This window comes from Cellulophaga sp. Hel_I_12 (genome assembly GCF_000799565.1).
Lineage (GTDB): Bacteria > Bacteroidota > Bacteroidia > Flavobacteriales > Flavobacteriaceae > Cellulophaga.
On the sequence record NZ_JUHB01000001.1, the window covers coordinates 3,333,476 to 3,347,795 of the forward strand.

Sequence of the window (14,320 nt, forward strand, 5' to 3'; positions counted from 1 at the left end):
CTGTTTGATACTTTATACTCCTAAGTTTCCATGAAGAATTTTTTACAATTATTGGTTTTATTAACCTCAACTTTGGTGTTTTCGCAAACCAAAATAAGTGGTATTGTGGTAGACGAAAAAGATGTGCCGGTGGCTTTTGCAAATATTATATTTAAAGGCTCTACAGAGGGGACGATAACCAATGAAGATGGTATTTTTTATTTAGAGTCTGACGCTAATTATACCACCATAACGGCTTCTTTTATTGGCTATGAAACTAGAGAAATAAGCTTAGAGAAAAAGGTGAATTACCAAATGAAAATTATTCTTTTGGAAGGTGGTGAACAGTTAAAAGAAGTAATTGTTTACTCAGGGAAACAATCCAAAAAAAATAATCCAGCTATTGATATTCTCAGAAAAATTTGGGAAAAAAGACGAAAAAATGGTGTAAAACAATACAATCAGTACAGCTTTAATAAGTACGAAAAAGTGGAGTTCGACTTAAATACCATAGATAGTGCGCTGATAAAGAATAGAATATTTAAAGGTTTAGAGTTTATTTTTCAAGATTTAGATACCTCTAGAATTACAGGAAAAACCTACCTCCCTATTTTTATAAATGAAACTTTTTCAAAGATATACGGAGATAATACTCTAAGCCAAGAAGAAGAAGATATTTTAGGGACAAAAAATTCGGGTTTTAGCAATAATCAAGCGCTAACCGCCTTTGTTGAAGATTTATATGCGGATTATGATATTTACAACAATTACCTAAAGTTTTTTGATAAAAGTTTTACGAGTCCCCTTTCAAAAACAGGTATTGATGTTTATAATTATGTGTTAACAGACAGTGCTTTTATTGATAAAAAATGGTGCTATAATATTATTTATTATCCTAGAAGAAAAAACGAATTGACTTTTAAAGGTAATTTTTGGGTGAATGATTCTACGTATGCCATTAAAAAAATAAACCTGGAGGTGACCAAAAGTGCCAATATCAATTGGGTAAAAGAGATTTATATTGAGCAAGATTTTGAGGTTCTGAATGACTCCGTGTTTTTATTGAAGCGCGATTATATGTTGAGTGATTTTAGCTTAAGCAAAAAAGAAGAATCGAAAGGTATTTATGGTAAAAGAACAACAGTCTATGATAATTATGCTTTTAATGAAGTAAAAAATGAGGGTTTTTATAAAAATTTAAAAAATAAATTTAGCACTTCGATTGTGGAGCGCGATAATTCTTTCTGGGAAGAAAACCGACTCGAAGCTTTAAATAAAGATGAAAAGGGTATTTATAAACTTTTAGATACCCTAAAAACGGTGCCAAAATTTAAAAGTTACTATAATATCGTAAGTATTTTAGGTTCGGGCTATGTTGAAATAGATAAATGGAATTTAGATATAGGTGATGTTTACAGTACATTTGGTTTTAATGATGCAGAAGGCATTCGCGTTCGTGCTGGAGCAAGAACCTATTTTGGGCAGAATGATCCTTGGCGTATTGAAGCCTATACGGCTTATGGCTTTGGCGATCAAAAATTTAAACATGGTATTTCTGCTAAATGGTTGCTAGATAAAAAAACGAGACTAATAATTTCAGGAGGTAATAGGCGCGATATTGAACAATTGGGATTAAGCCTTACGGCTACCAACGATGTTTTAGGCAGAAGCGCTGCTTCATCTTCCTTATTTTCGGTAGGTGCCAATGACCGCCTAACGAATATTGATTTATCTACCTTTGCCGTTGAGGCAGAACCCTTAACGAATTTTATGGTCAAGATAGGTGGCTCTTTACGGACCTTAAGCTCTGCACTGCCTGACGCTTTTAGTCTTGATTATGTCGATGCGACTAGTCCTACAGGTATAAATTCAGAAATAAAACAGTTTGATATCAACACCACTTTGATTTATACCCCAGGAAGGAGAACCATAGGCTATGGGGTAGAGCGTCGGAATATCAACGATACCTATAGCACGCTATTTTTGAATTATACTAAAGGTATTGAAGGGTTCTTAGAAAGTGATTTCGATTATGAAAAAATACAATTTTCCTACACACAACCATGGCAAATAGGAGGTTTTGGAAGGCTCAATAGTACTATAGAGCTTGGGAAAACCTTTGGAGAAGTACCGCTGGGTTTGCTAAATGTTGTGCCCGGAAACCAAACCTTATTTTCTATTTACGGCACTTTTCCTAACTTGAATTTTTATGAATTTGTAACAGACACCTATGCATCGGTACATTTGGAACATAATTTTAATGGGCGTTTTTTTTCTAAAATTCCTGTCATAAAAAAATGGAATCTAAGGGAAATAGTGGGTTTAAGAGGAGCTTGGGGTTCATTATCCGATGAGAATATCCTATTAAATAGTCCAACAAATATTCCGCTAATAGCACCAAACGATAAAGTATATTGGGAATATTCTTTGGGTGTCGGTAATATTTTTAAAATTTTTAGAATCGATTTTAATTTTCGAGGAAATTATTTAGATAATCCAGAAGCAAGACCATTTAGTGTTACTGGGTCGTTCGGATTTAGCTTTTAAGCTTCTTAAATCAGTTGTTTAACGATACCGATTTCGTAAATATTTTTTTAAAAAAATGGATGGAAATCGTATATCTTTCTTGAGTTTACTAGACTTGAACAAATTTAATCAAGTATCTTTGGAGCAAAATTACAGTGAAAATTATGAGTAGTACTACAGAAATAACATTTGATGTTTTAATAGAAATTCCAAAAGGGAGTAGAAATAAATACGAATACGATTTTACTTTACATAAAATTAGATTTGACAGAATGCTTTTTTCGTCCATGATGTACCCTGGTGATTACGGTTTTATACCTGAAACTTTAGCACTTGATAAAGATCCATTAGATGTTTTAGTGATGGGGTCGGAGCCAACGTATCCTATGGTGGTTATGGAGGTTAGGCCTATTGGTGTTTTTCATATGACCGATGAAAAAGGACCTGATGAAAAAATTATTTGTGTGCCTGTTTCAGACCCTATTTGGAGCAATAACCATGATATAAGTGACTTAAACCCGCACCGATTAAAAGAAATTGAACACTTTTTTCAGGTGTATAAAGATTTAGAAAAAAAGAAAGTTGATGTTGGTGGTTGGGGTGATGCTCAAGAGGCAATTGATATTTACCATCAATGCGTAAAGCGCTATGATGAAAGCGAACACAAGAAAAAGCGAACGTTTACCATTTAAGGCTACAAGAAACAAACTACAAAAAGCCACTTTTATCTTTAAAGGTGGCTTTTTTTATTTGCATCGATTTCATACATTTACCGCCAACTAATTAACAAATATTTAAAATAATTATGGAAATACTAGTAAAATTTCTGCCAGCCTTTGGTGTTTTGGCGTTGTTGTTTATCATTTGGAAAAACATGTGGGTATCTAAACAAGATGCCGGAAATGAAAAAATGACACGGATTGCAAAGAGTATATCAGATGGTGCCATGTCATTCTTAAAAGCTGAGTATAAGATTCTTTCGATATTCGTTATTGCTGTTGCCATTTTATTGTATGTAAAAGGAAGCAACGAAGTAGGATCAAACGGAATGGTAGCAGTTTCATTTATAGTGGGTGCTATTTGTTCTGCATTGGCAGGTTTTATAGGGATGAAAGTAGCTACGAAAGCCAATGTTAGAACCACTCAGGCGGCAAGAACGTCATTAGGAAAAGCTTTAGAAGTAGCTTTCGCTGGTGGTGCTGTAATGGGTCTAGGCGTTGTAGGCTTAGGTGTTTTAGGACTAAGTGGCCTTTTCGCTATTTACCAAGGAATATGGGAAGGACCAGAAAATTTAGGAATGGTATTAAACGTACTTTCAGGATTTTCCTTAGGAGCATCTTCAATTGCACTATTTGCGCGTGTTGGTGGTGGTATTTATACCAAAGCAGCCGATGTAGGTGCCGATTTAGTAGGAAAGGTTGAGGCTGGTATTCCAGAAGATCACCCGCTAAACCCAGCAACTATTGCCGATAACGTCGGTGATAACGTAGGGGATGTAGCAGGTATGGGTGCTGATTTATTCGAATCGTATGTAGGTTCTATTATTGGTACCATGGTTTTGGGAGCATTTATTATTACGCCAGATTTTGGTGGTTTAGGTGCGGTTTATTTACCATTGGTATTGGCAGCGGTAGGTATTATAATGTCTATCATCGGAACTTTCTTTGTAAAAGTAAAAGATGGTGGTAATCCACAGACAGCTTTAAATATCGGTGAATTTGGTTCTGCGTTTTTAATGGTTATAGCTTCTTATTTTATAATCAATTCATTAATTCCTGCAACTTGGATGTATGACGGAGTTGAATATACTGCAAACGGAGTTTTCTTTGCTACTATAGCTGGTTTGGTTGCTGGTTTAGCCGTGGGTAAAATCACAGAATATTATACAGGTACGGGTACAAAACCAGTAAATTCTATTGTAAAACAATCAGAAACTGGCGCTGCAACCAATATTATATCAGGTTTAGGAGTAGGGATGATGTCTACCATGTTCCCTATTTTATTTATAGCTGCAGCAATTTTAGTATCACACCATTTTGCAGGTTTATACGGTATCGCTATTGCCGCAGTGGGTATGTTAGCCAATACAGGTATTCAGTTGGCTGTAGATGCTTATGGTCCTATTTCTGATAATGCGGGTGGTATTGCCGAAATGGCTGAGTTACCACATGAAGTTCGTGAACGTACCGATAAATTAGATGCAGTTGGGAATACTACAGCCGCTATTGGTAAAGGTTTTGCCATTGCTTCAGCAGCTTTAACGGCACTAGCCTTATTTTCAGCTTTTATGAAAGTCGCTAATGTAACATCAATCGATGTTTCTAAACCAACCGTAATGGCTGGACTTTTGGTAGGTGCGATGCTTCCTTTTGTATTCTCGGCATTATCTATGAATGCTGTAGGTAGAGCAGCGATGGCCATGATTGAAGAAGTACGTCGCCAGTTCAGAGATATTCCTCAATTAAAAGCAGCGCTTGCTGTAATGCGTAAGTACGATTCTGATATGTCTAAAGCGACCCCAGAAGACAGAGCAATTTTTGATGCTGCGGATGGCTATGCAGAATACGATAAATGTGTTGATATATCTACAAAAGCATCGATTAAAGAAATGGTATTACCAGGTTTATTAGCGATTGCAGTTCCAGTAGCTGTAGGTTTCATTGGTGGTGCTGAAATGTTAGGAGGTTTATTGGCAGGGGTAACTTCTGCAGGAGTTCTTATGGCAATTTTCCAGTCGAACGCTGGTGGTGCTTGGGATAATGCTAAAAAAATGATTGAAGCCGATGGTCGTAAAGGTTCTGACGCACATAAGGCAGCTGTTGTAGGTGATACTGTGGGTGATCCGTTTAAAGATACTTCAGGACCTTCTTTAAACATTTTATTAAAATTAATGTCAGTAGTAGCTTTAGTAATTGCACCAAGTATTGCAATTACTGCTGAAGGAATGGCAGCATATACCAATGAGAAGCAAACCATAGAAACTTCTATTCAAATGAATGTTGATACTAACGATTTAGCAGAGGCTACTGTTGTTTTTACAACTACAACGAATGGAAAATCAATTACGGAAGAGAAAATTTTCAAAGGAACACAAGAAGAGGTAAAAGCACAATTAGTGGCTTTTGAAAATACAACGGTTAAAGGCCATGATGCTGATGTTGAGGTTAAAATTGAAAAAGTAGATATTAGAAAATAATCTTACTGAAATCATTTTAAAACTTTATTTTTAAACCTGCTAATAATATTATTAGCAGGTTTTATTTTTGATACGCAAAAATGTGTAGTACAGCTAATGTTTAAAAGGAACTGAGTTTATTCCGAATGCTTAGCTATAAATTTTCTTATTTTTATACCTTACTGAATCTATAATCACAAATCCATTAGCTATTTTTTCCTATCGATTTCATCTCATTTCAAGAAAAACCTATTCATAATGTCATTTTTTCAAAAAGATCCTTTACAAATTATATGTTTTGACGCCTATGGAACGGCATCACATTTTTATTTGAGAGGTCGTGCTTTGGAGGATGAAACTATAGATTTAGATAAAAAAGGATGGTTTCATTTGGTATTGAACACTTGGAAACGTTTTGAATCTGATGAAATTAAGAACATCGCATTAAACATCAGCTTACCCAATGGTACTGTTTTGAAAACCAAAACAGATCATCATGGGTATTTTAAAGTAAAGGCCGCAGTAGACGATTTAGGTGCTTTTGCAAATGAAGAGGGGTGGCTATCTTTTGAAGTGGCTTATGACGACATCCCTTTAAGGCGAATCATACATCAAAAAAATAGCTTTAAAGGTAAAATTTTGATTCCGTCAGTAAAGGCAAACTACGGTGTTATTACTGATATTGATGATACCATATTACATACAGGTGTAGTCTCAAGACTTAAATGGAAAGTACTCTACAATACCGTGTTTAAAACCGCTAAAAACCGCTTGCCACTCATAGGAGCCTCGGAGTTTTACAACCAATTACACCTTGGAAAAACCTTAGAACATGCGAACCCTATTTTTTATGTGAGTCATAGCCCTTGGAATTTATACCGCTATTTGGATTTGTTTTTAAGACAGAATAATTTTCCAAAAGGCCCTATTTTATTGCGTAGTTTTCAGTCTATTTTTAAAAGAAAATCAGAAGGAGACAAACCCCAAAAACAGCTTGAGATCTTAAATATATTAGATGCCTATCCAGATTTAGGTTTTATTTTAATTGGTGACAGTGGTGAACGTGATGCCGATATTTATAAAGAAATAGCAGCACTTTTTCCAGATCGTATTTTGGCTATTTACCTAAGAAGTGTAAATCACAAACGAAAAATGACTCGTGTAAAAGGACTTTTTGAAAATTATAAAACGACACCTGTTTTATTTGTAGAAAACAGCAATCAGGCTGTAGCACATGCAAAAGCGTTAGGGTTTATTTAAAATGACCTTTAAAAAATAGCCTAGAATCTATTGGCATAGCCGTCTTAATTCTTAATTCCCTAATCTTGATTCTTGATTCTTGATTCCTGATTTTTTTTTAAAACAATCCATTAATCTCCGCATCAATTTTATGAATAATAGCCCCTAAATCTTCAGGATTGGCTACAAAATCAAGTTGGTCTACATCGATAATTAATAATTTTCCTTTCTCGTACTTCTGACTCCAAGCTTCGTAACGTTCGTTAAGGCGACTTAAATAATCAATAGAAATGGTGTTTTCGTATTCGCGACCGCGTTTGTGAATTTGGTTCACTAGATTAGGAATAGAGCTGCGTAGGTAAATTAGCACATCAGGGGGCTGCACTAAACGCTCCATCAGCTCAAATAAACTAGAATAATTTGTAAAATCTCTATTGGTCATTAAGCCCATGGCATGCAAATTAGGCGCAAAAATATAGGCATCCTCATAAATGGTGCGATCTTGAATTATATTTTTACCAGTTTCTCGAATTTCTAGAATCTGACGGTACCGACTATTTAAAAAATAAATTTGAAGATTAAAACTCCAACGCTCCATCTGGTTGTAAAAATCATCTAAATAAGGGTTGTCAACCACATCTTCAAAATGAGGTTCCCATTTATAATGTTTGGCCAATAAGGTTGTTAATGTAGTTTTACCAGCGCCAATATTTCCTGCAACAGCAACATGCATAATGTATTCTCTTAATAGTTAATTAATGCTGTAAGCAATGGGCTTTTTGCTTTATGCTTATCGCATTTGTTGAATTTTTAAAAACCTAAAGGCTTTTCAGTATAATTTTGTAATCTCATTTCATACTTTCGACTTTCTGAAACGGGGACACAATATACAACGAATCTTGGCTTGTTAAAAATATACTTGCTGAAATGCGTGAATGTTTTAGGGACAAATTAATTTATATCCATAACCCCTAATATTTAGGATTTTAATGGTGGCATCTTTCTTCAATTTTTTGCGAAGTTTGGAAATAAAAACATCCATACTTCTGGCATTAAAAAAATCATCATCACCCCAAATTTTATTGAGGATATAAGATCGGTCTAAAATTTCATTGCGTTTATCAGCCAAGTGAAAAAGTAATTCGGATTCTCTGTGCGTTAAGGCGTATTCTTCCTTCTCGAAAGTTAAGGTCTGCTTTATATGATTAAAGCTAAAGGCGCCTAAAGATATATTTTCAACCCTTGTTTTTGCTTTTCTTGTTTTTAAAAGCGCATGTATTCGTACAATAAGTTCCTCCATACTAAAGGGTTTTTTTAAATAATCGTTTCCGCCCAGTTCAAAGCCTTCAACCACATCTTTTGTTTGCGTTTTAGCAGTTAAAAATAAAATTGGGATATGGGGATTCTCTCTTCGTATTTCTTTGGCGAGGGTAAAGCCATCTTTTTTAGGCATCATCACATCAAGTACCAATAACTGAGGATTTTCATTTTTATACAATTCGTAAGCACTAAGACCATCAGAACAATAAAGCACTTCAAAATCTCGCGTTTCCAGACTTTCTTTTACAATTAAGCCTAACGCAGTTTCATCTTCCGCATACAGTATTTTTATTTTCATCTGTTTGTAATATTTGTTTTCTAAAGGTCAAATGTAATTCGCCAATAAACATTTTGGTGGGTATCAACTTTTGTTATGGCTTATTTCATAATAGTATTTTAAAGCTAGTTGCATTGAGTTCAGAGGTTAAGGATAAGTGACCACCATGTTTTTCAATGATTTTTTTAGAATAGTATAAGCCAATACCAAAGCCTTTTACGTCGTGCTGATTTCCCTTGGGAATTCGATAAAATTTTTCAAATATTTTTTCTAAATGTTTTTTAGGAATACCATTTCCATTATCAATAATATGTATTTCTGTAGTGTTCGTAATTTGGTTTACAAGTACCTCAATAGTATCACCCCCATATTTTACAGCATTATCTATAATGTTGTTCAGCGCATTTTCAAAATGAAAAGGATCAATAATAAGCTCAAGATTTTCTGTATTCGTACTGAACTTAAATTGCTTATGAGAAGCTATAAGTTGGTGTTTTGCAACTAAGGATTTTAATAGTAAAATAATATGTACAGGTTCTTTATCTAACTTTAATTTATCGCTATCTAAGGTAGCTGTTTCGAGTAATTTTTCAACCATGATATTGAGTTTTACCAATTGTTGCTGAGATATATTTAAGTAGTTTTCTGTTTTTTCTTTATCATTTTTTTGATTGAAATTTTTTATGGCTTCAATAGCCGTAGAAACTGTAGTGATAGGTGTTTTAAATTCGTGGGTTATATTATTGATTAAATCATTTTTTACTTCAGCCAATTGTTTTTGGTTTTTAATAATCCAGATCAGATAAAATAAAGTACTTATTATCGCTATAGATAGTAATAAAGACAAGGTAATACCCGCTAAACCTCTTTTAAAAATCAGATGGCTTGCATTTTCAAAGTTTAATTGTATTTTTTGATTGGGCTTAAATAAGGTAGATTTTGAGTTCGTGGTTAGGTCTAAATCATCTATTTTTAAGGGAAACAGTTGTAATACGCTGTCATTTTTTAGTTCAACCAGTTGGTAGTTGATGACCATTTTTTTTCTAAGAAATTCATCCTTTAGTAAGGAATCTAATAGCACCAGATCAAGTGAATCTCTTGTTATAGAAAGTGTCATTTTATTCAAAAACGAGTTAAGGTCTCCCATACTATCCAAGGCTTTCTGCCCATAGATAACTTTGGTTTTAGGAAAAATTTGCGCATTTTTTATTTCTGAAATGGCATCTTGTTTTGATTTGTTATCGGAATTGGATATATCAATTTGATCAATTTTGATGCTTGTAATATTTATATTGTTATCTATAAAATTAGATGCCCTGTCCGAAGTATAGGTAGTGTCTTTATCTACATCTAAAAAAGTGACCAAATCAGTTTTACTAATTTCGGAAAAGTAGGCCTCTACACTATTATCTAATGCAATTTGTGTATCGTTAAGGTATCGCCGCTTATTAGACTTGTATTGGTCTAAGTTCCAAAATATTTGAATCCCTATAGTTATGGCAATCGTTATTGCGATGATATAGGGTAGCAATTTTGAACTGAATTTTTTCATTAAACAAAGGTAAAGATTATTACATTTTAATATTTCATCCGTTAACACACGTTAACGTTGGTTAACTATAGATACAATTTTCTAAACATACATTTGAAGTATAATTTTAACTAAAATATATTTATTATGAAAAAAATCACCTTGATTGTCTTAGTATTCAGTCTTTTGTTAACTACAGGAATAACGGCACAGCGTTCCACAGATTCAAAAACCAATATCAATTTTACAGAAATAGGGATCACAGTTCATTCTTTGGAAGAATTAGATGCTCTAGATTGGGAAAAGAATTTTTCTGTTTTTGATGGATATGATGATGATTATGAGATTCGAGCCTTCTTAAAAATTGACCATGCAGTGGTAGTTAAGGACGCTAAAACAGAACAAAATGAAGAAAAAATAGCAAGTATTAAGCATTTACAAGAAGCGATACAAAAGGTAAAAAAGGCTTTTGAAGAGAAAGGAATTTTTAATGCTAAAGCTGATGTTGCTACATTAAATAGCGATACAATTTTACAACTTCAACACTTAATAGCATCCTCTGAACATGTTCAAAAAGCCTTTTCAAAGAATACCATTGAAATTAAAAATATGAAATATGCAGTTAAGGGTTTAAAAAGTGAAAAAGAGGCCCTTATTAAAACAATGATGAGGTCAACCGAGAGTGCAAAGAAAATACTGAGTAACATCTAGAAGCGCTTTGCTGCTCTTTTTAAGTTTATGGCTAGAATATCTTTAGAGTTTAAAAGTATAGCTATTTGCTTTACCCTAGACCTAAAAAACCTGCACTTTACTAAAAGCCTACACACCTAGTTTAGAGTTTTAGTAGTTATCTAAAAAAACAACCTAAAAGCACAACAGATGAAAAAAACACTTTTAATTCAAAACACAGTTAACCTAAGAATACTTATGTGTACTACATTCTTATGGGCTTTAAACAGCTTTGGGCAAATCGAATATTACTCTACCAACGGAAAAAATAGATTAACTAAAGTAGAACTCGAAAACCAAAAGCAAGAACTGAAACAAAAATTTGGCAAAATAAGCAAGCAAGAAATTTTTGTAGACATTAAAATTAAAAATACAGAAACAAAGAAAGACTCCATCATTCAAACAATTAGTTTTGATATCCATGATGGAAAAAGTCGAGGCGGTGGCAATAAAGGGTACCTAGCTAAATTAATAGGAGAAAAATTCCCAGACTTTGAATTAAAAACGCTCTTAGGGGAGAAATTTAGTGCTTCCCAATTGAATGGTAAACCCACTATGATTAATTTCTGGTTTACAAAATGCGCTCCTTGTATTGACGAAATGCCCGTTTTAAATACCATATACGACCAATATAAAAACGATATTAATTTCGTAGCAATTACTTACGAGTCCAAAGAAACAGTATCAGCTTTTTTAAAAAAATACCCTTTTAAGTTTAAGCATTTGGTCGATGCACAATCGTTTACAGATTCATTAGAACTAAAAGCCTATCCTTTAAATTTGTTTTTAGATGCCAATGGTGTTTTGCAATATATTGAAAACGGTATTGCTTATGTGATGAAAGAAGGAGAAGAAGGTATGAAAATGGGTGATGGAAAAGATATACTGGCTATTTTAGAAAAATTGAAGCAGTAATTAAACCAAATCAAAAAATTACAGTCTTACCCTAAATATACATCAATAATGAGAAATCAATTTTTAGTGCTAGTAGCCTTTTTTGCTTTTATAGTGCCGAGTTTAGCACAAGACTTTCAGGGTAAAGCCATTTATCAATCCAAAACTTCTATGGGTGATTTTAATTTTGGAAATCGACAAATATCAGAAGACCAAAAAAAGCGAATGATGGAACGAATGAAAGATATGTTTGAAAAGACCTTTGTGCTTCATTTTGATAAATCGGTCGCAATGTATTCCGAAGAAGAAAAATTAGAGGCTATGAGTTCTGGAAGAGGCGGAGGAATGCGCTTTGGTGGTTTTGGTGGGAGTGGTAAGTTGTATAAAAACCTAAAAGATCAAAGTTTTACAAACGAAACTGAAATGTTTGGAAAAGTTTTTCTCATTAAAGATAAGCTAGAAAAACTAGAATGGAAAATGGGTACAGAGAGTAAAAAAATTGGGAATTATACCGCCTATAAAGCGACCGCGATTAAACCCGTTGATACCACAAGTTTTGAAGCCATGCGCCAAAGACGTCAAAGAGAAAATGATAAAGAAATAGCCGATAAAGAAGCAAAAAAAGATTCGACCAAAAGTAATTCTTTTTTTACAGCGGTAGAAGAACCTAAAGAAATAGAAATAACGGCATGGTTTACTCCAGAAATCCCTATTAGTCAAGGACCAGGAGAATATTGGGGTTTACCTGGTTTAATTTTAGAGGTGAGCGCGGGAAATACAGTGATACTATGCACCAAAATAGTGATGAATTCAGAGGAGAAAGTTACCCTTGAAGCACCAAAAAAAGGAAAAATAGTCTCGCAAATAGAATACAATAAGATTATGATGGACAAAATGGAAGAAATGACAGAGCAATTCAGAGGTCGTGGTGGTAGTAACAGTATTCGTATTGGAAATTAATTTTTTTTAAATAGATTTTGAATGTTGTCAGAACTGAGGTCATCCTTTTGCTAAAAAAGGTTGACCTTTTTTTATTATAGGCCTGGAGCCGTTGGTACGCCTTTATTTTGTGTTTAAAATTAGAATGCGCTACAATTTGCTGTTAAACCATTTTTCAAATAGCATTTTTTCTTCTACTTTTGCAGTCTATTAATTGAGGATGGATTTGACTGATTGCAACCTCATATACTAAACAAGATTTAGTACAAGAAAAATGCTAAAGCAGTTGTGACTAACTTTTTGTTAGTGCACTTCTTCTTTGCAACTTTTCTGCCAGCTGTCAATTCCGTTCTAGAAAGTAAAACAATATGGCTTATTTATTTACCTCAGAATCTGTTAGTGAAGGACATCCAGATAAGGTAGCAGACCAAATTAGTGATGCATTATTAGATAATTTTTTAGCATTTGATCCCGAAAGCAAAGTTGCTTGTGAAACTTTAGTCACTACAGGTCAAGTAGTGCTAGCGGGTGAGGTTAAAAGCGATACCTATTTAGACGTACAACAAATTGCAAGGGATGTTATTAATAAAATAGGATATACCAAAGGGGAATATCAATTTAGCGGCGATTCTTGTGGGGTAATTTCATTAATACACGAGCAATCAAAGGATATTAATCAAGGAGTTGACCGCGGGTCAAAAGAGGAGCAAGGGGCAGGAGATCAAGGAATGATGTTTGGTTACGCGACCAAGGAAACAGAGAATTATATGCCTTTGGCCTTAGATATTTCGCACAAATTACTACAAACACTAGCGGAATTACGAAGAGAAAATAAAGAAATCACTTATTTACGTCCTGATGCCAAAGCACAGGTCACTATTGAATATGACGACAATAATAAGCCACAACGCATTGATACTATTGTAGTTTCTACCCAACATGATGCTTTTGATGCAGATGATGAAAAAATGTTGGCTAAAATAAAATCAGATATTATTAGCCTATTAATTCCAAGAGTAAAGGCACAGTTACCAAAACATACACAAGCTTTGTTTAATGATGCCATTCACTATCATATTAATCCAACAGGTAAATTCGTGATAGGTGGCCCACATGGGGATACAGGTTTAACGGGGCGTAAAATTATTGTAGATACCTACGGCGGTAAAGGCGCTCATGGCGGTGGGGCCTTTAGTGGTAAAGACCCGAGTAAAGTAGATCGTAGTGCCGCCTACGCTGCACGGCATGCCGCTAAGAATTTAGTAGCTGCAGGAGTGGCTACTGAAATTTTGGTGCAAGTTAGTTATGCCATTGGTGTCGTAAAACCTACGTCTATTTTTGTAGAAACCTATGGTACCTCAAAAACCGGACTGAGCGACGGGCAGATTGCCACAAAAGTAGCGCAGTTGTTTGATATGCGACCTTTTGCGATCGAAGAGCGTTTAAAATTGCGAAATCCTATTTATTTAGAAACAGCTGCTTATGGTCATATGGGGAAAGAACCTGTAATTATTACGAAAACTTTTGAATCGCCATACAACGGTAAGGTTGAAAAAGAAGTGGAATTGTTTACCTGGGAAAAATTAGACATGCAAGAGCAAGTAAAAGCGGCTTTTGGATTATAAAATTATCTCTCTGTATACCTCTTTTTTCTTGGTGTAGCTGTGAAATAATTTAGGGCTAATTTTTTCACAGAGTTGCGCTGAGTGCA

At 34.3% G+C, this 14,320-nt stretch carries 11 protein-coding genes; 8 read left to right on the forward strand and 3 right to left on the reverse strand.

The window, feature by feature from the left end; genetic code table 11:
* Window positions 1–30 precede the first annotated feature (30 nt).
* The 4 genes from GQ45_RS14475 (at window position 31) to GQ45_RS14490 (ending at window position 6,940) form a co-directional block, all read left to right on the forward strand.
* Window positions 31–2,526: a DUF5686 and carboxypeptidase-like regulatory domain-containing protein gene (locus tag GQ45_RS14475; RefSeq protein ID WP_047419083.1), complete on the forward strand. Its 2,496-nt coding sequence runs from the start codon at window positions 31–33 to the stop codon at window positions 2,524–2,526.
* Between the two features lie 143 nt (window positions 2,527–2,669).
* Window positions 2,670–3,197: an inorganic diphosphatase gene (locus GQ45_RS14480; protein ID WP_047419085.1), complete on the forward strand. Its 528-nt coding sequence runs from the start codon at window positions 2,670–2,672 to the stop codon at window positions 3,195–3,197.
* 113 nt (window positions 3,198–3,310) lie between these two features.
* Entirely contained in the window at window positions 3,311–5,701 is a 2,391-nt protein-coding gene (locus GQ45_RS14485; RefSeq protein ID WP_047419087.1) for a sodium-translocating pyrophosphatase, read from the forward strand.
* 237 nt (window positions 5,702–5,938) lie between these two features.
* Window positions 5,939–6,940, forward strand: a complete 1,002-nt coding sequence (locus GQ45_RS14490) for an App1 family protein (protein WP_047419089.1) — start codon at window positions 5,939–5,941, stop codon at window positions 6,938–6,940.
* 97 nt (window positions 6,941–7,037) lie between these two features.
* Here the strand turns inward: GQ45_RS14490 and GQ45_RS14495 are convergent, their stop codons facing one another.
* The 3 genes from GQ45_RS14495 to GQ45_RS14505 all read right to left on the reverse strand — a co-directional run bounded on the left by GQ45_RS14495 (window position 7,038) and on the right by GQ45_RS14505 (window position 10,068).
* A complete protein-coding gene (locus GQ45_RS14495; protein ID WP_047419090.1) occupies window positions 7,038–7,652 on the reverse strand; it encodes a deoxynucleoside kinase in 615 nt (204 codons plus the stop codon).
* Window positions 7,653–7,859: 207 nt separating this feature from the next.
* A complete protein-coding gene (locus GQ45_RS14500) occupies window positions 7,860–8,537 on the reverse strand; it encodes a response regulator transcription factor (RefSeq protein WP_047419092.1) in 678 nt (225 codons plus the stop codon).
* Window positions 8,538–8,622: 85 nt separating this feature from the next.
* A complete protein-coding gene (locus tag GQ45_RS14505; RefSeq protein ID WP_047419094.1) occupies window positions 8,623–10,068 on the reverse strand; it encodes a cell wall metabolism sensor histidine kinase WalK in 1,446 nt (481 codons plus the stop codon).
* 126 nt (window positions 10,069–10,194) lie between these two features.
* On the opposite strand from GQ45_RS14505, the gene GQ45_RS14510 reads away from it, so the two are divergent.
* The 4 genes from GQ45_RS14510 (at window position 10,195) to metK (ending at window position 14,234) form a co-directional block, all read left to right on the forward strand.
* Window positions 10,195–10,758 (forward strand): hypothetical protein, encoded by a 564-nt coding sequence (locus GQ45_RS14510; RefSeq protein WP_047419095.1) that lies wholly within the window; start codon window positions 10,195–10,197, stop codon window positions 10,756–10,758.
* Window positions 10,759–10,926: 168 nt separating this feature from the next.
* Window positions 10,927–11,691, forward strand: a complete 765-nt coding sequence (locus GQ45_RS14515) for a TlpA disulfide reductase family protein (RefSeq protein WP_047419097.1) — start codon at window positions 10,927–10,929, stop codon at window positions 11,689–11,691.
* Window positions 11,692–11,739: 48 nt separating this feature from the next.
* Entirely contained in the window at window positions 11,740–12,630 is an 891-nt protein-coding gene (locus tag GQ45_RS14520; protein ID WP_047419099.1) for a GLPGLI family protein, read from the forward strand.
* Between the two features lie 347 nt (window positions 12,631–12,977).
* Window positions 12,978–14,234: a methionine adenosyltransferase gene (metK, locus tag GQ45_RS14525; RefSeq protein ID WP_047419100.1), complete on the forward strand. Its 1,257-nt coding sequence runs from the start codon at window positions 12,978–12,980 to the stop codon at window positions 14,232–14,234.
* The last annotated feature ends 86 nt before the right edge of the window (window positions 14,235–14,320 follow it).

Excerpts from the sequence above, each read along its gene's own strand:
- GQ45_RS14475 (WP_047419083.1), top strand. The coding sequence starts at position 31 with ATGAAGAATTTTTTACAATTATTGGTTTTATTAACCTCAACTTTGGTG.
- GQ45_RS14480 (WP_047419085.1), top strand. The coding sequence starts at position 2,670 with ATGAGTAGTACTACAGAAATAACATTTGATGTTTTAATAGAAATTCCA.
- GQ45_RS14485 (WP_047419087.1), top strand. The coding sequence starts at position 3,311 with ATGGAAATACTAGTAAAATTTCTGCCAGCCTTTGGTGTTTTGGCGTTG.
- GQ45_RS14490 (WP_047419089.1), top strand. The coding sequence starts at position 5,939 with ATGTCATTTTTTCAAAAAGATCCTTTACAAATTATATGTTTTGACGCC.
- GQ45_RS14495 (WP_047419090.1), bottom strand. The coding sequence starts at position 7,652 with ATGCATGTTGCTGTTGCAGGAAATATTGGCGCTGGTAAAACTACATTA.
- GQ45_RS14500 (WP_047419092.1), bottom strand. The coding sequence starts at position 8,537 with ATGAAAATAAAAATACTGTATGCGGAAGATGAAACTGCGTTAGGCTTA.
- GQ45_RS14505 (WP_047419094.1), bottom strand. The coding sequence starts at position 10,068 with ATGAAAAAATTCAGTTCAAAATTGCTACCCTATATCATCGCAATAACG.
- GQ45_RS14510 (WP_047419095.1), top strand. The coding sequence starts at position 10,195 with ATGAAAAAAATCACCTTGATTGTCTTAGTATTCAGTCTTTTGTTAACT.
- GQ45_RS14515 (WP_047419097.1), top strand. The coding sequence starts at position 10,927 with ATGAAAAAAACACTTTTAATTCAAAACACAGTTAACCTAAGAATACTT.
- GQ45_RS14520 (WP_047419099.1), top strand. The coding sequence starts at position 11,740 with ATGAGAAATCAATTTTTAGTGCTAGTAGCCTTTTTTGCTTTTATAGTG.
- metK (WP_047419100.1), top strand. The coding sequence starts at position 12,978 with ATGGCTTATTTATTTACCTCAGAATCTGTTAGTGAAGGACATCCAGAT.